This window comes from Actinoalloteichus spitiensis RMV-1378, from assembly GCF_000239155.1.
Lineage (GTDB): Bacteria > Actinomycetota > Actinomycetes > Mycobacteriales > Pseudonocardiaceae > Actinoalloteichus_B > Actinoalloteichus_B spitiensis.
In genome coordinates this window covers 1-17049 of record NZ_AGVX02000117.1, presented here as the reverse complement: position 1 = coordinate 17049, position 17049 = coordinate 1, and the positions used below count along the sequence as shown (strand labels likewise).

Sequence of the window (17049 nt, the reverse complement as noted above, 5' to 3'; positions counted from 1 at the left end):
GGCCCCCCCCCCCCCCCCCCGGCCGATGGCACCTGGCACGCCGACGTGGTGAGGCCGGATCATGGTCCGCGAGGGTTGGGCCGCCAGTCTCCTCAGCGGGGCCGGAGGGGGAGTGTCCCCTCGGCTTGGAGGCTTTGCTGGGTGAGGATGCGCAACGCGTCGGCGGAGCTCGGATCGTTCGGGGTGTAGATCTCCAGCCGGTGGTCGGGACTGTCGGGTTGGAGCCAGACCTGATAGGCGACGCTCGCGGCGCCGATCGTGGGGTGCCGCAGACGCATGTCCCCGACCGTGCAGTCGACGACATCCCCGGTCGCCCACATCGTCGCGAACTCGTCGCTGCGCATCGAGAGTTCCCCGATCAGTCTCGCCAGGCGTGCGTCGGTGGGATATCGACCCGCGGTGAGCCGGAGGTACGCCACGTGGACGGGGGCGAGCTCGTCCCAGTTGCGGTACAGGTCGCGGGTCAGCGGGTCGAGGAAGAACATGCGGGGGATGGACGGGCGCCGCGCCGGGTCGCGTGGCGAGTCGAAGGCCACGTGCTCGGCGATGAGCATGTGCCCGGAATGGTTCCAGGCGAGCACGTCGCCCCGGCGACCGAGCACGATGGCGGGTGTGGCGTCCCCGAGGGAGTCCAGCAGGGCGAGGACGCGGGGATGGGGTGTCTCCTCGGGCGGCTCGGAGAGCCCCGGGTTGGCGGGTTGCCTGGCGAGATTGTGGAGGTGCGCCGTCTCGATCTCGTCGAGTCGCAGGACCCGAGCCACGGCGTCGAGCACCTGCTCGGAGGCAGTCTCGGCTTGCCCCTGTTCCAGGCGCGTGTAGTAGCCCGTGCTGACTCCCGCCAACTGGGCGAGCTCCTCACGGCGCAAACCGGGGACCCGGCGCGGGGTTCCGTAGGTGCGCAGACCGACCGCGGCCGGAGTGATCCGATCACGACGGTTCTTCAGGAACTCCCCGAGGCGTTGCACCATGTCGACCCTAGCCGCCCGAGCCCGCGTGTGGGTGCACCTGCTGGGTGTACCCACAGCACGGGGATGGTTGTCGAACGCGGCCTCTCCCACCGTGGACGGCATGTCCCAACAGCACGCGCACCAGCGACCGGGCCTGCGTGCCTGGCTCGGGCTACTGGTGGTCCTCGGGCCCGTCCTGCTCGTCTCCATGGACGGCTCCATCCTGTTCCTGGCGATGCCACGGGTCAGCCAGGCCCTCACCCCCACCGCCGACCAGGCTCTGTGGATTCTGGACATCTACGGCTTCGCGGTTGGTTCCCTGCTGATCGCCTTCGGCGGCATCGGCGACCGGTACGGCCGGTTGAGGTTGCTCATGATCGGCGCGACGGTTTTCGGTATCGGCTCGGCGGCAGCGGCATTCGCACCCAGCGCGGAGCTCCTCATCGCCTCCCGCGTGGTGATGGGCGTCGCCGGCGCGACTCTCCTGCCTTCGGCGCTTGCGGTGTTGAGCGAGCTGTTCGTCGACCCGAGGCGCCGGGCGCAGGCCATCGGTATCTTCGCGGCGGCGTTCTCGGCGGGGTTCGCCATCGGCCCGGTGCTTGGTGGTGTCCTGCTGGAACGGTTCTGGTGGGGATCGGTCTTCCTGATCAACCTGCCCGTCATCGCGATGTTCCTGGTCCTCGCGCCGATCCTGCTCCGGGAGGTGCGCTCGACCCGACCAGGGCGTGTGGACGCCCTCAGCGTGGTGACCTCGGCCGTCGGCATGCTGCTCACGATCTACGGTGTGAAGCACACCGCCGCCGAGGGCCTGTCGGCCGTGCCGGTCGTGGTGGGGGTCGCCGGCCTGGTGCTGCTGGGGTGGTTCGTTCGACGTCAGCGGCACCTCGAGCAACCGTTGATGGACTTCACGCTCTTCCGCGACCGCGTCTTCACCGTGGCGATCATCACCGGTCTGCTGCCGTTGGCGGCCTGGTCGGCGGCGGCGTACCTGGCAGGTATCTACCTGCAGTCCGTCCTGGGCCTCCCGGTCCTGCGAGCCGCGCTCCTCGCGCTTCCCGGCGCCGCGGTGCTCATCATCACCTGCGTCGTCACCCCGTTCGTGGTCGATCGCATCGGCAAGCGGGCCGCCCTCATCATCTGCCACTTCTCGATCGCGGTGGGTCTGCTGTTCCTTCTCCCCACCACGATCACGGGCGGGATCGGCTGGTACGTCGCTTCCACCGCTGTCGCGGGTGTCGGCTACGGAATCTCCTTCGCGGTCGTCGCCGACACCGCCGTCGCCGCCGTCCCTGCGGACCGTGCCGGTTCGGCGGGGGCGATCGCGGAGACCAGCAACGAGATCGGCAACGCCCTCGGCATCGCGCTCCTCGGCTCGCTGGCCGCGCTGGTCTTCCGCCTCCAAGGGCCCGACCTCGCGCCCACCCTCGACGAAACGCTTCAGCTCCCCGAGCTCACGCCCGACCTCGTGGAGGTGGCGGGGACGGCGTTCGTGACCGGCCTGCACGCGGCGGCCGCGGTGGCCAGTCTGCTGCACGTCGGGCTCGGCATCCTCGCCCTGCGCTGGATCCCCCGGTCGGGGACGACACCGTCCGACGCCGCTGTCGCATCGGAGGAACGGCAGGTTGGGCCGAAGGCATGACCGCGGAGCCCGGACTGGCGCGCGCGGGAGAACATCGCGGGCGAGGCCGGCACCCCAGCCATCGCCCGAGCAGTGGCCGTATCGTCACCCTGCACCGGGTTGTCGAGCGCCCGGCGCAGGGGCGGCTCCGCCCGCTCCGGACGTCAGCGAGCCTTGTCCAGCGCGGTGCGCAGCTCCTCCATCCTCGGGGCGAACCCCTCGTGGTCGCCGAAGTGGACCGCGACCGCCTCCGCTCCGGCCTCGCCGTAGGCGAGCAGGTCGTCGACCGTCCGCCCGACGGGGCTTCCGCCGTCCCACCCGATCCGCAGGGTGGGCGTGACGTGGCGGTCGCCGGCGAGGGCGGCGAGGGCGGAGACACGTTCGGCGAACACCGCCGGCGAGGTGGGCAGGCCCTGCCAGCTGTCGCCGTGGCGCGCGGCCCGGCGCAGCGCGGCGTCGCTGTTTCCGCCGACCATCACCGGGACGCCGCCAGCGGGCACCGGTTCGAAGACGCCGATGTCGAAGGAGTACCGCCGCCCCCGGTAGGGTGCCGCGCCGCCGGTGAAGAGGTGCCGGAGCAGGTCCAGGGCGTCGTCGGTGATCGCTCCCCGCCGGGGGTACTCGGCGCCGACGGCCTGGAACTCCTGTTCGTTCCACCCCACGCCGACGCCGAGGACGATCCGTCCCTCCGAGAGGTGGTGCAGCGTCGCGACCTGTTTGGCCAGCACGAACGGGTCGCGCAGCGGCACGACGAGGACCGAGGTACCCAGCCGGAGCCGTCGGGTGGTGGCGCTGAGGTGGCCGATCGTCACCAGCGGTTCGTACACGCCGCCGAAGACGGCTCCGTACGCGTCGGGCGGCAGGATGTGGTCGGGCAGCCAGGCGGTGTCGTAGTCGAGGTCCTCAGCGGCACGCGCCAAGTCCGCGATCCGCCGCGCGGGCATGGTCGGTGACTCGTCGGGCAGCACCACCTCAAGTCTCATGTGGAGGGTCAACGTCCCACTGCGGGTGGGCATTCCCGTGATCGCGCGGAGTGACGGAGCGGGGTGGTCCTGATGGTTGGGGAACGGCTGGACCGCTCGGGCGAGGACGGTGCTCCGGCCGCGCCCGAGCGGTGCGAGGGACGGCCGCTCCGGCGAGGACGGTGCCGCGAGCAGGTGGCCGGGCACCCCGAAGTGGGTGCACAGTGGAGAGCGGGACGACGGAAGGTGGTGCCGTGTGACGGATGGCGAGAAGGCAGAGCGGGGACCGGTGGTGTTGTCGGTGGGGTTGCGGCCCGACGCGGTGGACCTGTCGGGGCATCCGGACCTCGACCACGACACCCTGGCGGCCATGATCGCCTCGGGGCAGGAGGCGCTGGGACGGGCGGGCATCGACAACACCAACTGCCTGGTGAGCGCTGATCCGGAGGAGGCAGAACGTCAGGTCCGCGAGGAGGTGGCGGGGCGCCGCTTCGACCTGGTGATGATCGGCGGGGGTGTGCGGTTGGTACCCGAGCAGACCGTGCTCTTCGAACGGATCGTGAACCTCGTCGTCGACCTCATGCCGGGGGTCAGGTTCTGCTTCAACACCTCCCCTGGGACGACGCTGGACTCCATCCGCCGCTGGTGGCCCCAGGTCAGGTAGGGGTTTCGCGGGGTCGAGCGGACGTCCGCCCCACTGGTGGCCCCCCGAGCAGCACGATCACGGCCTGGATCCGTCCGGTGACGCCCAGCTGGTAGTAGATCACGGGCAGGTGCGCGTTCCCGAGGTGCCCAGCAGTTGGGCGATGGTGCGGTTGGGCATTCCCCGGACGAGCAGGTCCACCACGTCGCGTTCGCGGTCGGTCACCCCGTGGCCAGCGTCCCTGCCCGGGTTCGTCCCAGCCGGGGGGCGCCGCGGGCGTCGCACCGCCGCGCGCGCCCATCGACCTGAACACCTTTGCCGTCTTACCGTGCGTGATGCCGTTACCCGCCATTGTTTTGTAGCACGACAATGGTGATCATGATGGCCAATACCGCCACCGCCACCGCCCCGGCTCCAAGACCCCACTTGAAGAACTGCCAATGACGCCCATCATCAACCCGCTGAATGATCGGTCCACCGTACTCAGCCTCACTCGCGCTTCGCGTCGCCTCGTTGATCTCAACGACTATCTGAGACAACTCACGCGAGGCTGCTTCGAGACCTGCCGTGGCATGCTGAATGTCGTAGGCAGTGCTACTGTCGACAGAAGAAATGAACGCGGACTCAAGGTCAGATGCCGCGGACCTGATCACCCCGACTTGGTCCACCGCGTTAGTCAGCTTCGAAGCAGCTCTATCCAGCATAGTCGCACTGTCGGTGAGATCACCGAGGCGGTAAGCGGCACTCATCAGCAATGCCGCCGATTCCGGAAGATGCCGCAACGAGGCGGCTGAGTCCGCGAGCATAGCCACCGCGTCGGTATCGAGGTAAGGACGGTCAAAGTTCTCCTCGACCAACTTCCGCAGCAGCGCAGCCGTGCTCTTACTGATCGCGGCGACCCCATCAATCGCAATCAAAAGCTCATCCTTCGCGTTGGCGACAACTGTCGTGAGGATGTTCTCCAGGTCATCCACTCCGAGCACGTCGAGTCCAGCGAGCTGCTCATAGCTCTCGCCTTCCCTGTCTTTCTTCCACGCGAGCAGGAGGTTCTTGGGATACTTGGCTTCCTTGGATTTGTCGTCCACCGGACCGTGGTGGGCCTGGCACAGCAGAAGCAAATTGCCGAAGCTGTTCAACTTCCGTACCGGGATGCTCGCATCGAACCTTGCGCTTCCGGGCTTCAAACCGTTGATGTGCGCGATCTGGATGTTGATGCTCGGTTCCTCATCAACCATCCGCAGAACCCGTTGCGGGCACTTGGGCGCATAACAACGACCTCGGCTCAGCATGAACAGCGCCTCGCGTACTCCGGCTTTGTAGTAGCGGCTACGATCGCTCACCGCACCATCCCCGTAAAAACAGGTTCTTGTGGCTTGAATCTGAACCGAATCCAAGTCTTGATCACTTTCGGCGCTCCTCCGTTCTTGGGGCGTGCGCGGCCAGCACCGTAACGGAGGGCACCGACGAACCACCCGACTCTAGGACCTGATCGAGCGCCACCAGGGGCTCTACTTCTGAGATGGGTCGACAGAGCGATCGATCGACTCGCCAGATGTTTCTCGTTCTACGGCGTACAGCACATCGACGGCTGCACTGGTGGCCTCCTGTTGGAGGGCCAGGTTCTCGATGAGATCAGACTCGCTGTGCTCTTCGCCCCCCAAGAAGCTGATAACGGATACCCACTCGCCGCCACCTGTCGCATAGTCTCGCCAGACTGACCCGACATCGACGCGTTCGTGCACAGCTCGGTTACGACGCTCAACAGCCTGTCCGATCGTCCCCAACTCGTAGCTCCAGCGAGCGTTGGCGTTGTCGCCAAGATGCCTCGTCACGTCGTTCAAGAGCCTCCCCATCGTGCGCCCTTGAGGTGTGGCTGACGGATCGAGATGACGCAGGATCATGCCGAGCACAGCCTCGGTCTCGGACGCCTGGACCATCACTTGACCACGCAAATGGTTCATCTCCGCAGCCTCGGCGTTTTCGTGATGTGCCTGTCCCGACTCCCGGTAGTCCTCGTCAGGCCTTGGATATGACTCCTCCAGCACGACACGCCACGACACCGTACGCTCACCGAACCTCGGCTGCCGAATCGCCATGACGCGAGTATGCCGAACACGTCACGGAAACACGGACGTCGTCGGTTGTAACGAGCTACCCAAGAACACCGCGGCTCCCTCTCTCGGCTGAGCCGGCGCGGGAGTTGACTGGTCCGGGCAGGACGTCGAGCAGGGCCGGCACGGCGTCGAGGTCGGCCACGGCGGGTTCGACGAGCAGCTGGCCGAACGACCGGGGTTCGCCGCCGAACGGCGCGGTCGACGCCGGTGGCGCGCCGGCCAGCACGGCGGCGTCGATCTCCTGGAAGGTGGCGTCCATCCGCGGGTGGGTGCCGGGCCCGGCGGAGGGCGCCGGGCGCGGAGGCGCCCTCCGCCGGGAAGGAGGAACACACGGCACATCCGGGGGATGCGTGGTCAGACGGGGACGCGACCGAGGTCGAGGAAGCGGAGCATCTGGGGCCCGCCGACATAGGAGGCCGTGCCGTTGTCCGCGATCACGACGCTGCCGGTGACCGTGCGGGAGGCGTCGCTGGCGAGGTAGACGACGGTGCCGACCATGTCCTCCGGGTCCTCGAGCTCGCCGGCGGGCACCGCCGACAGCAGGCCGTGCACGGCGTCGGGGTCGGCGAAGAAGGTCGTGGTGAGGTCGGTGCGCGTCCAGCCGGGGGCCAGCGCGTTGACCCGCACGCCGGCGGGCCCCCACTCCGCCGCCAGGGTCCTGGTCAGCGAGATGACCGCTGCCTTCGTCGCGGCGTAGTGGGAGAGCAGGGGGATGCCGTTCAGCCCGGCGATGGACGACACGTTGATGACGGAACCGCTGCCCCGCTCGACCAGGTGGCGGCCGAAGGTGTGGGTGACCCAGACGAGGGATTCCAGGTTGAGGCGCAGCACCTGGCTCCAGTCGTCGGGTTCCAGGTCCAGGAACGGGCCGGCGTGGCTCATCCCTCCCGCGTTGTTCACGAGGATGTCCGGCGCGCCGAACTCGGCGAGCGTGGTGCGCTCGGCCGCCCTGATCTGGTCGAGGTCGGTGACGTCGCAGGTGAGGACGAGTGCCCGGCGGCCGAGGCTTTCCACCTCGTCGGCGACGGCCTCGAGCCTGGTGGTGTCCCGCGCCACGAGCGCGACGTCCGCTCCGGCGGCGGCGAGGCCGGTGGCGACCGCCGCTCCGATGCCTCGGGAGGCTCCGGTCACCAGTGCTGTCCTGCCTCGCAGTCCGAACAGGTCCTGTGCGGGGGGCATCTGTCCTCCTCTGCTTGGGTGCACCCGGCCTCGACCTGCACCGGCGGACCCGCGTCGTCGTCCGACGGGCGCGGTCCGCGCGGTGGCAGTGGGGAGTGGGGTGCTCGTTCATGGCCGGCGGTGCTCGGCGATGAGTGGTCGCGTTTTCGGGATTCGGGTTTCTCCGCCGGTGGCCCCGGTCGGTGCACGTGTTCTTCCAAGGGGACCCGTGTACGGATAACCGGGTGGATGTTTGGTATCTCACACGCTCTCCCCCGGCCTGTGTACCCCCATTGGGGTGGCTGTTTGTCGCGTGAAATGCGGAACGTGTTGTCCCGGTTCACCGCCCCTGGTACCTCGGAACGAGTCCAGCGGAGTGATTTCCCCGGGAATTCCCTTACCCGGACAGCGGTGAATTTCGCTCCGCCTCTCACGTTCCGCTGTCAGGCGGCGCCGGTTCAGGGTGGGCATTTGGTCGGACGGAGTGATATTTCTTCCCTTTCGCGTTTTCCTCGGTGTGCCGGGTTGCGCGGCCCCGGCCGGTGGAGGCCGTTCGTCCCGGTACCGGCGGACGGGGTGACCGGCAGAGGTCCCCGCTGCGGTGGGCTCGCCGGCGTCGGGTCGGTGACCAGCGGCGGGGTGGTTCGCCACGGGTTGGGCCCGGGTGATCGTTCCCGACCCGCCAGGTGGTCGGGAGGGGGAGGTGTCACCGGAGACCGGGAAGGCTGGGGCGACCGCAGCCTTGACGGTGGCGTGGGCGCCTGGCCGGGGGCCGAGCGTCACGGGTTCCGCGATCTTCGGCGGTGTTCCTCGCCGGTCGCGGTGGAGCGCCGAGGCGGTTCTCCCCCCATTTCGGCCGACCACGCCGGTGTCGCCGAACTCCTCGCTCACCGCCACGGTTGGCCAGCTTCCCTCCCTTCCGCCTGGTGACCGCCGTACCGACTCCTCATACGCGGGAATCGGCCACCAGGAAGGGGGCCTCCCCGACGGCAGAACCCGTTCATCGCGCTCGGGCTTCCGTGCCGGCACCGGGAGCGCCCGGGTTCCTCCGGCATTCCCGCCGCCGCGTTTCCGGTGACGTGCGCCCGGTGGCCCCACCGACTGGTCGGGGAGTTCGGGACCTTTTTCCGAGGAGCCGCCACCGGGAGTGCCCGCGACCCCAGGGGGGCGCCAACCCCGGGCCCACCGACGTCCGCCGGTCCACGCCCCGCCTCCGGGCCCGACGGCCACCGCCGGGTGACCGGTGTCCTCGGACCCCGCAGCTGGCGGCGAACCCCCTTGTAGGATGAACAAAAGTTCACTCTACTGTGGTCATCTCAGGAAGGACACCGATGATCGAGGTCATCCCCGCCCGCGACTTCGGGCCGGGCCACCGCCGCGCGGTCACCCAGGTCTACGTGGACGCCTTCGGCGCCGACTTCACCTACTTCTCGAAGGACCCGACCCGGTTGGCGGCGCTGTTCGAACCGATGCTGGCCCCGGAGCACTTCCACCTCGCGTTGGTGGACGGTCACCCCGCGGGCATCACCGCCCTCACCGACGGCCGTCAGCAGAGCGTCCGCCCCGACCGGCGCCAGTTCGTCCGGCACCTCGGGTGGGTGAAGGGCACCATCGGCGCGGCCGTGCTCCGCAGGGAGTTCGGCAGGACCCTCGACCTGCCCGCCGGCACGGCGTCCCTCGAGTACGTCGGGACGGCCTCGGCCCACCAGGGCAAGGGCGTCGCCACCGCGCTGTTGACCCACCTCATGCGGGTGTCCGGCCACCGCCGCTACGTGCTCGAGTACATTGCCGACACCAACGCCGCGGCCCTGGGCCTGTACCGGAAACTCGGCTTCGTGGAGTACCGGCGGGTGCCCGTGAGGTACACGAGGTTCAGCGGCATCAACCACTACGTGTCGATGGAGTGGGAACGTCCGTGACGGGCGCCGCACCGGTCCCACCCGCGGGAAGGAGGAAGCGTGCCCCGCCCCAGCGCCCAGTACGAGGCGATGCGCTCCGCGACCCTGGCCAGGGTGCACACCGCCGCCACCGCCCTGTTCACCCGTCACGGGTTCGCCGCCACCAGCATGCGGGACATCGCCCGCGCCGCCGGCATCAGCACCGGGCTGATCTACCGGCACTACCCGTCCAAGGACGAGCTGTTCGACGCGCTCGTCCGGCAGGCCACCGAGGGAGTGCGCGGCGCGGCGCGGCGGCTGCGGGCGGACGACCCGCCCGAACGACTGCTCACCCGCTTCACCGAGGACTTCCTGTTCGCGGTGGACCGGGAGGAGGGGTTCGCCGAGTTCTCCACGCTCATGAACCACGCGGCGGCGCTTCCCGTGCGCCCGCCCTCGGTGGAACGGCTGGTGGAGGAGCACGTCGCCCTGCTCGACGCCCTCACTGACCTCATCGAACGGGGGCAGCGCGGAGGCGGGTTCCGCCCCGGGCCGCCCCGTGAACTCGCGGTGGCCTACCTCGCGACGCTCGGCGGTCTCGCGATGATGAAGGTCTCCCTCGGGGCGGAGCTGACCACACCGAGCGCGACGATCGTCAACTCCCTGGTGTGCTGAACGCCGCCGGTCCGCCCTCGCTCACGCACCCCGCCACCCTGGTACGACCCGAGCGTTCCCCAGTGGGCTCGCACCAGCGCTCGCCGCGCCCGCGACGACACCGCCCCGGAGCCGCGGCGGTTCGCGACGCCGCTCGCGGGCGGCATCCGCCGGGTCCGCCACCGCGTTCCCGCTGGCCGGCGGTTGGCCGAACACCCGGGTGGCGTCCCGTCCGTGCCGCACGGCCCCCTCCTCGCGCGACTTCCCGATGCCTCGCCAGGCCTGGTCGCCGGGTCCGCGCACGAGCGCGTTCCCCGACACCGGCTCTGGTGGACCGCGACCACGTGGCGTTCCTCCGTGCCGCACGGGACCGGAGGAGCGCACCGGGCCGGGCATCCCGCGCGAACACGAGCGGCCGGCGTCGAGACGCCCGGCCAGCGGGACGGCGAGCAGCACGTGGCATTCGGGGTCCCGACAACGCGGTAAGAATGATGAAAGGAATGCGCATCGGAAAATGGGAAGCGGCCGTTACGCCCCGACCGGAAACAGCCGGCGAATGTTCATCCCCGAACCCTGTTCGTTCACTCCACCCCGGCCGTGCCGGGTGGAGGCGTGGCGTGCCAGGACGCCCGGCCTGGCGCTGGCCACTCCGGCTCGGCCCATCACCTCGTCGGCGGATGCGGCCGGACGCCAGGTGGCGGCCGGACGGGTCGCGCCGCCACCGGCGCCCGACCGGTCGACCGGAGCCGGCCCCTCACGAGGTCCGGGGCCCCGGTGCTCGCCGCCACCCCCGGGCTCCGCCGCCAGATCGACGCGCAGCGGCACGGCCGGAGGGACGAAGGGGCGGACGCCCAGCCGCACCACGTGCCTGGATGGCCTGGAGTGACCACCGGCTGGCGGCCCGGGCGCCCACCAGCCGTGACCCGGAGCGGAGCACGGTGGCCACTGACCGGCGGTCAGCGTGCCGTCCGGCGGGGCGGTGGCGGCGAGTGCCGCGCGGACCGGCGGAGGAACCAACCGCCGCGCGAGGACCTTCGGTTCAGCGGGTGCACGACGGCTAGGGCAACGGGACCAGCCGTGTCCGGGAAACATCCGGAACCGTTACGCCGTTCGGCCCCACGAATTCCGTTCCCCCTCCGACGACGTCGCCCGCTGGCGAGGAACGGCGCCCGCCACGAACCCCGCACCCGACCGCGGCGGAGCGTCGCGAGGAATGCGGTTCACCTCCACTTTCGCCGCACTCGACCACTCCTGTCACGCGCCACCAGGTCGTCGGGCGGGCGCGAAAACGAGTAACGGGACAGCCGAACCCGATCAGGCTGTGTCGAAATAACCGAACACCTCCCGACCCTTGACAGGTTTTGCCGCCCTCGTTAGCGTTTCAACGGTTTCACCGAATCGCCGCACGAATGTGACGACCACAGTTCTTCGTTCGTAGTCAGCCGGGCCGACCAACCGCATCGGCACGGGCAGAAGCCATGCCCTGAACACACACGTTCACAGGGCGGATGGGGGGAACGGTGAGGACACCCGTGTCCGACGGACTGGCGACCGGTCATCATGGGCCCGACACCCACCGAAGCCCCCGTCCACCCGCGACCGACGGACGCCGGGGGGCCCGCCCCTCGACCGCCGTCCGGGGAGTCCCGCCGAGAAGCGTCCACCCGTGACGGCGCCGAGCTCGCGGGAGGCAGTCGACCTGGCGGACGTGGAACGAGCGGCGGAAGCCCTGCTGGCCCCGGAGGTCCGCGACTTCGTCGCCGGCGGCAGCGGCGCGGAACGCACACTGGCGGCCAACCGCACCGCCCTCGACGCCACCCACGTCGTCCCGAGGGTCCTCACCGGCATCGGGACCACGGACACCCGCGCGTCGCTCGTGGGGACAGCGGCCAGCCTGCCGGTCGTGGTGGCCCCGATGGCCTACCAGTGCCTGCTCCACCCCGACGGTGAACTCGCCGCCGCCCGCGCCGCCGCCGCCCGGGGTGTGCCCTTCACCGTCAGCACCTTGAGCAGCCGAACCGTCGAGGAGCTGGCGGGAACCGGCGCCGCGCTGTGGTTCCAGTTGTACTGGTTGCGTGACAGGGGGCTGGTCGAGGACCTGCTGGCCCGCGCGGAGGACGCCGGCTGCCAGGCACTGGTCATCACCGTCGACGTCCCCGTCATGGGCCGTCGGGCGCGGGACGTGCGCAACGGTTTCGCGCTCCCCAGTTCGGTGCGAGCCGCGCACCTCGACACCGGACCGACCAGCGACGCGCACGTCAGGCGATCAGGTTCCTCGGCGGTGGCCGACCACACGGCGCTGGCGTTCGACCCGACCCTGGGGTGGCGCGACCTGGAGTGGTTGCGCTCCCGAAGCCGCCTCCCCCTCGTGGTCAAGGGGGTGCTGGACCCCAGGGACGCGGTGCGCTGCGTCGACCTCGGCGCCGACGCGGTCGTGGTGTCCAACCACGGCGGGCGGCAGTTCGACGGCGCGCCGCCCACCGCCCTCGCGCTGCCCAGGGTGGTGGACGCGGTGGGGGACGCGGTGGAGGTCCTGGTCGACAGCGGTATCCGGAGCGGATCGGACGTGGTGCGTGTGCTGGCGCTCGGTGCGCGGGGCGTGCTCCTGGGCCGGCCCGTCCTGTGGGGACTCGCCGCCGACGGGGAACGCGGCGTGACCCGGGTGTTCGACCTGCTGCGGCTGGAACTGGAACAGTCGCTGCTCCTCTCCGGGTGCGCCGACCTCTCCGACGCCGGACGGCTGACCACGCACCTCCAGTCCGACCCGCCCTGACGACCCCGTCGGTCCGCACGGCACCGTCGTACTGCGATTCGGAGGCTCGATGTCCACGACGTTGGATTTCCGCATGCTGGGGCCACTGGAGGTGTGCGCGCACGGCAGTCAGGTTCGGATCGGGGGTCCCCGCCAGCGGATCGTGCTGACGATGCTGCTGCTCAACGCCGGCCGGGTCGTGTCGGTGGACAGCCTGGTGGAGGCGGTGTGGGGGGCGCGGCCACCGTCGAGCAGCCGGACCCAGGTGGCGATCTGCGTGTCCGCGTTGCGGAAGACGTTCCGCTCGTGCGGCGTGCACGGGAACCTCATCGAGACGGTGGCACCGGGGTACGTCCTGCACCCGGCGGGGCACCGCATCGACACCCTGGTGTTCGAGGAGCTGGTGGCCGACGCCAGGACGCGCGCCGGCGACGCGGCGGAGGCGGTGCGCCGCTACGACGAGGCGTTGGCGCTGCGACGCGGTCCCGTGTTGTCCAACGTCGGTGGGGTCGTGCCCGAACAGGCCGCGGCGGCGCTGGAGGAGAAGGTCCTCGCGGCCTACGAGGAGCAGGCGGAGCTCCGCCTGGGTCTTGGCGAGGAACGGGCGCTCGTCGCCGGACTCGCCGAGGCGGTCGAGCGGCACCCGCTCCGGGACCGCCTGCACGGGCTGCTGATGACGGCGCAGTACCGGTCAGGGCAACGCGTCGCGGCGCTGGAAACCTTCGTCCGGTGGCGACGGCGGTCCGTGGAGGAGCTCGGCCTGGAACCCAGCGTCGAGCTGCGGCGCCTGCATGAACGCATCCTGCGGGACGACGAGGGCCCCCCGGTCGACCGCCCGCCGGCGCAGCTCCCCGCCGCGACCCGGGCCTTCGTCGGACGGGCCGACGCCGTGTCCGCGTTGGACCGGTTGGCGGCAAGGGCGGGCCGGGACGGGGTGCCGCCGCTCGGGTTGCTGGTGGGCACTGGCGGAGTGGGCAAGACCGCGCTGGCCGTGTGGTGGGGTGCCCGCAACGCCGAGCTGTTCCCCGACGGGCAGCTCTTCGTCGACCTGGGCGGGCACGACCCGCACCGCGCCCCGGTCGACCCGTACACGGCCCTCTCCCATCTCCTCCACGCCCTCGGTGTCCCACCCGAGCGGGTACCGAGCCGCGAGGAACGTCCCGCGCTGTTCCGGACCTTGGTCGCCGACCGGCGGTTGCTGCTGGTGCTCGACGACGCGAGGAACGCCGCCCAGGTGTGGCCGCTGATGCCCAACAGCCCCACCTGCCACGTGCTGGTGACGTCGCGGAACCCGCTGCGCGAGCTGGTCGCCCGGTGCGGGACGGTGCCGCTCTGGCTGGGTGGCCTGCGCCGGGACGAGGCGGTCGACCTGGTGCGGGACATCGTGGGACAGCGACGGGTGTCCCGGGATCCGGACGGTGTCGCGCAGCTCGTCGAGCTGTGTGAACGACTTCCCGGGGCGCTGCTGGCCGCCGCGGCGCACCTCGCGGGCCGACCGCACTGGGACGTGTCCAGGATGGTGCGCGAGCTGCGGCACCGGGGTGGGTGGACCGGCGGCGACGGCGGGTGCGGGCGGGACTGCCGGCAGCGCTCGACAGCTCACCGCGCGGGACGCTCGCCGCTGCCGAGCGCCGGACGGCCCGTGCACCCCGTCGCCGACCCGCTCGAGCTGGCAGCGGGAGCCCGGTCGAGGCCCCCCGCGTCGAGCGGAGCCCCGAGCCGGGTCGCCGATGGTGCGGGCCGCTGACCGGCGGTCGTCCCTGGTCCGGGAGCGCGCGCGGAAGGCTGGAGCGGAGCGCGTGCTCCCGCGATCCCGGCGTGGGGCGCTACCGCGCCCCGGTCCGTGCCCGGGTGCGCCCTCGCCGGCTCGGCCCGTGCCGCCCCTGCAGCGGAGCCTCCGCTGCCTGGCGGTTCCCGCTGGCGGAGCGGCGCGGCGGTACCTGGCCCCTGCGGCGACCCCCGCCCCACCGCCAGCCGCCTCCGACGGTTCCCGGGGCTTGCCACGGCGGTTGGTCCGCGCCGGGACGGGATGGCGACGACGGTCGCGGTGGCCGCCGACCACCGGCCGGCCACCGCCCCGACCGTGATCGGGACCCCGGAACGGGGGTTCCCGGCCCACGGCCCGCCGACCACCACCCGGAGTGTGCCCCGACGGTTCCCTCCCCGACCTGATGAGGAGTGCTCGTGACCACAGTAGACACCCAGTCCTACCCCTTCGGTGATCCGGTGCGCCTGGACATCCACCCCGGCTACGCGCGGTCCCGGGCGGAGCAACCCGCGATGCGGGTGCGGTTGCCCTACGGCGACGAGTGCTGGTTGGTGACCCGCTACTCCGACGTCAAGACGGTGCTCTCCGACCCCAGGTTCAGCAGGGCCAGGGCCGCCGGGCGGGAGGACACCCCCCGGGTGACGCCGGAGGCGGCGCCCACCGGCTCGATCCTGAGCATGGACCCGCCCGAGCACAGCAGGCTGCGGAAGCTGATCGCCCGGGGTTTCACCGCGCGGCGCGTCCGCGAGTTCCGTCCCCGCACCCAGGAGATCGTGGACGGCCTGCTGGACGAGATCGAGCGGACGGGTCCGCCTGCGGACCTGGTCGAAAGCCTGGCGCTGCCCCTGCCGGTGTCGGTCATCTCCCAGATGCTCGGCGTGCCCCCGGAGGAACACCACCGGTTCCGCGACTTCTCCGCGATGGTGCTGTCCACCACCGCCTACACGCGGGAGGAGGTCAGGGCGGCGCGCGCGGGGCTGGAGGAGTACCTGGGCGAACTGGCCGAGCAGCGCAGACGGGAGCCCGGGGATGACCTGATGAGCGTCCTGGTCGCCGCCCACGAGGACGACCGGCTCACGGAGCAGGAGTTGCGGCAGACCGGCATCACCCTGTTGGTCGGGGGCCACGAGTCCACCGCCAGCCAGTTCGCCAGCTCCGTCTACCTGCTGCTGTCGCGGCCCGAGCAGTGGGCGTTGCTCCGGGAACGCCCGGAACTGGTTCCCTCGGCGGTGGAGGAGCTCCTGCGCTACATCCCGCTGGGCTCCGGCGGCGCGTTCGCCCGGATCGCCACCGAGGACGTCCAGCTGGGCGAGGTCCTGGTCCGCGCGGGCGAGGCGGTGGTGGCCAGCACCAACTCGGCCAACCGCGACGACCGGGTGTTCTCCGACCCCGACGTCCTGGATCTGACCAGGGAGACCAACCCGCACCTGGCCTTCGGGGGCGGGGTACACGTCTGCCTGGGCGCCCAGCTGGCGCGGGGAGAGCTCCAGGTGGCGCTGTCGTCGCTGCTGACCCGCTTCCCGGACCTGCGGCTGGTCACCTCCGCCGAGGACGTCCCCTGGAAGGAGGGAACGCTGCTGCGATCGCCCCAGCGGCTCCCGGTGACCTGGTGATCAGCCCCGGCTGGTGACGAGGAAGTCGAGGACGGTCTCCGCCGCGGAGATCTGGCGGCTGGTCACCCCGACCGTGCGGGCCGGGTTGGGGAACGTCCCGCCCGGCCAGGTGTGACCGCCGCCCCGCACGACGATGGAGACCACCTCCAGGCCGGTGTCAGGGTTCACGCAGGTGGCCCTGGTGAGGGACGTGCCGTCGGGTGGGGCGGTGAGGGGCGGCTCCTCGTGGTGCTGCTCGTCCGCCCCGCCCGCGCGGCAGAACGCGTCGACGGTGTCGGCGGTGGAGACCGTGGGGCGGGGCGGTTCCCGCCCGATGGGCGGCGTGCCCTCCGGTTGGCTGGTCAACCCCTCGATGGGCCGCAGCGGGTCCGCGTCGCCGTAGATCGACAGCAGCGGGATGGGGCCGCTGGGACGTACCTCCGCCGGGGGCGCGGGCAGTTGGCCGGCGACCGAGGCCGCGGCGGCGAACCAGTCGGGGTGTTCGGCGGCCAGCCGCAGCGCCATGATGGCGCCCTCGGAGAACCCGACCACGAACACGCGGTCCGGGTTGATCCGGGCGTCGTCGAGGAGCTGGTCCAGTACGGCACGGGTGTAGGCGACGTCGGCGTTCGGGTCGGGGCGCAGCTCGGTGGGTCGCGGCGCGGCGCCCCAGCCCTGGTCCACCCCCTCCAGGTAGGCCACGGCGACGCCGGCCGCGTCGGCGGCCTCGTTCAACCCGCTGTGCTCCTCCATCTCCAGCGCGGAACCGCCCTTGCCGTGGAGGGCGAGCAGCAGCGGCCAGCCGTCGTCCTCCGCCGGTCCCGGGGACAGGCGGAGGCGGAAGGAGCGGTCCCGCCCGTCGACGGGGACGGAGCGGACGGTGGTGACCGCGTCGGTGATCGGGCGTGCCGGGCGGGGGCGGGCCTCGGCGGCGTCGACGGGCGAGGCCGCCGAGGAGGTGGGG

The 17049-nt window shown here is 71.2% G+C and carries 14 protein-coding genes; 7 read left to right on the top strand and 7 right to left on the bottom strand.

Features of this window, described 5'->3' with window-relative positions; genetic code table 11:
* Positions 1-92 precede the first annotated feature (92 nt).
* Positions 93-968, bottom strand: a complete 876-nt coding sequence (locus ACTIDRAF_RS27525) for a helix-turn-helix transcriptional regulator (protein ID WP_016697856.1) — start codon at positions 966-968, stop codon at positions 93-95.
* Positions 969-1068: 100 nt separating this feature from the next.
* Here ACTIDRAF_RS27525 and ACTIDRAF_RS0206185 point away from each other — a divergent pair, with 100 nt between their 5' ends.
* Entirely contained in the window at positions 1069-2586 is a 1518-nt protein-coding gene (locus ACTIDRAF_RS0206185) for an MFS transporter (protein WP_026065828.1), read from the top strand.
* Positions 2587-2729: 143 nt separating this feature from the next.
* Here ACTIDRAF_RS0206185 and ACTIDRAF_RS0206180 read toward each other — a convergent pair whose 3' ends face one another.
* Positions 2730-3548 carry a TIGR03619 family F420-dependent LLM class oxidoreductase gene (locus ACTIDRAF_RS0206180; protein WP_026065827.1) on the bottom strand — a complete coding sequence of 273 codons (819 nt, stop codon included), beginning with the start codon at positions 3546-3548 and terminating at the stop codon, positions 2730-2732.
* A gap of 235 nt (positions 3549-3783) precedes the next feature.
* On the opposite strand from ACTIDRAF_RS0206180, the gene ACTIDRAF_RS0206175 reads away from it, so the two are divergent.
* On the top strand, positions 3784-4191 hold the full coding sequence (locus tag ACTIDRAF_RS0206175; protein ID WP_016697853.1) for a hypothetical protein: 408 nt from the start codon (positions 3784-3786) through the stop codon (positions 4189-4191).
* Positions 4192-4511: 320 nt separating this feature from the next.
* On the opposite strand, the gene ACTIDRAF_RS31820 is transcribed toward ACTIDRAF_RS0206175, so the two are convergent.
* The 4 genes from ACTIDRAF_RS31820 to ACTIDRAF_RS27515 form a co-directional block, all read right to left on the bottom strand.
* On the bottom strand, positions 4512-5510 hold the full coding sequence (locus tag ACTIDRAF_RS31820; RefSeq protein ID WP_157162883.1) for a hypothetical protein: 999 nt from the start codon (positions 5508-5510) through the stop codon (positions 4512-4514).
* Between the two features lie 168 nt (positions 5511-5678).
* The gene (locus ACTIDRAF_RS0206160; protein ID WP_016697850.1) at positions 5679-6266 is read right to left on the bottom strand and encodes a P-loop NTPase family protein; all 588 of its coding nucleotides are present in this window, start codon (positions 6264-6266) and stop codon (positions 5679-5681) included.
* A 55-nt stretch (positions 6267-6321) separates the two neighbouring features.
* Positions 6322-6543 (bottom strand): hypothetical protein, encoded by a 222-nt coding sequence (locus ACTIDRAF_RS0206155; RefSeq protein ID WP_016697849.1) that lies wholly within the window; start codon positions 6541-6543, stop codon positions 6322-6324.
* A gap of 95 nt (positions 6544-6638) precedes the next feature.
* Entirely contained in the window at positions 6639-7463 is an 825-nt protein-coding gene (locus ACTIDRAF_RS27515; RefSeq protein WP_016697848.1) for an SDR family NAD(P)-dependent oxidoreductase, read from the bottom strand.
* A gap of 1310 nt (positions 7464-8773) precedes the next feature.
* On the opposite strand from ACTIDRAF_RS27515, the gene ACTIDRAF_RS0206145 reads away from it, so the two are divergent.
* From ACTIDRAF_RS0206145 to ACTIDRAF_RS0206110, 5 genes are all read left to right on the top strand, one after another.
* Entirely contained in the window at positions 8774-9361 is a 588-nt protein-coding gene (locus tag ACTIDRAF_RS0206145; RefSeq protein WP_016697847.1) for a GNAT family N-acetyltransferase, read from the top strand.
* 39 nt (positions 9362-9400) lie between these two features.
* Positions 9401-9994 carry a TetR/AcrR family transcriptional regulator gene (locus ACTIDRAF_RS0206140; RefSeq protein WP_016697846.1) on the top strand — a complete coding sequence of 198 codons (594 nt, stop codon included), beginning with the start codon at positions 9401-9403 and terminating at the stop codon, positions 9992-9994.
* Positions 9995-11639: 1645 nt separating this feature from the next.
* Positions 11640-12746 (top strand): alpha-hydroxy acid oxidase, encoded by a 1107-nt coding sequence (locus tag ACTIDRAF_RS0206125; RefSeq protein WP_016697843.1) that lies wholly within the window; start codon positions 11640-11642, stop codon positions 12744-12746.
* 49 nt (positions 12747-12795) lie between these two features.
* Positions 12796-14472, top strand: a complete 1677-nt coding sequence (locus ACTIDRAF_RS35245; RefSeq protein ID WP_280956865.1) for an AfsR/SARP family transcriptional regulator — start codon at positions 12796-12798, stop codon at positions 14470-14472.
* Between the two features lie 437 nt (positions 14473-14909).
* On the top strand, positions 14910-16106 hold the full coding sequence (locus ACTIDRAF_RS0206110) for a cytochrome P450 (RefSeq protein ID WP_016697840.1): 1197 nt from the start codon (positions 14910-14912) through the stop codon (positions 16104-16106).
* Here the strand turns inward: ACTIDRAF_RS0206110 and ACTIDRAF_RS27505 are convergent.
* Positions 16107-17049, bottom strand: a 943-nt coding sequence (locus tag ACTIDRAF_RS27505; RefSeq protein WP_016697839.1) for a CE1 family esterase, incomplete at its 5' end; no start/stop codon positions are given.

What these genes read in the sequence shown, in the direction of transcription:
- ACTIDRAF_RS27525 (WP_016697856.1), bottom strand. Translation starts at nt 968, where the DNA reads ATGGTGCAACGCCTCGGGGAGTTCCTGAAGAACCGTCGTGATCGGATC.
- ACTIDRAF_RS0206185 (WP_026065828.1), top strand. Translation starts at nt 1,069, where the DNA reads ATGTCCCAACAGCACGCGCACCAGCGACCGGGCCTGCGTGCCTGGCTC.
- ACTIDRAF_RS0206180 (WP_026065827.1), bottom strand. Translation starts at nt 3,548, where the DNA reads ATGAGACTTGAGGTGGTGCTGCCCGACGAGTCACCGACCATGCCCGCG.
- ACTIDRAF_RS0206160 (WP_016697850.1), bottom strand. Translation starts at nt 6,266, where the DNA reads ATGGCGATTCGGCAGCCGAGGTTCGGTGAGCGTACGGTGTCGTGGCGT.
- ACTIDRAF_RS0206155 (WP_016697849.1), bottom strand. Translation starts at nt 6,543, where the DNA reads ATGGACGCCACCTTCCAGGAGATCGACGCCGCCGTGCTGGCCGGCGCG.
- ACTIDRAF_RS27515 (WP_016697848.1), bottom strand. Translation starts at nt 7,463, where the DNA reads ATGCCCCCCGCACAGGACCTGTTCGGACTGCGAGGCAGGACAGCACTG.
- ACTIDRAF_RS0206145 (WP_016697847.1), top strand. Translation starts at nt 8,774, where the DNA reads ATGATCGAGGTCATCCCCGCCCGCGACTTCGGGCCGGGCCACCGCCGC.
- ACTIDRAF_RS35245 (WP_280956865.1), top strand. Translation starts at nt 12,796, where the DNA reads ATGTCCACGACGTTGGATTTCCGCATGCTGGGGCCACTGGAGGTGTGC.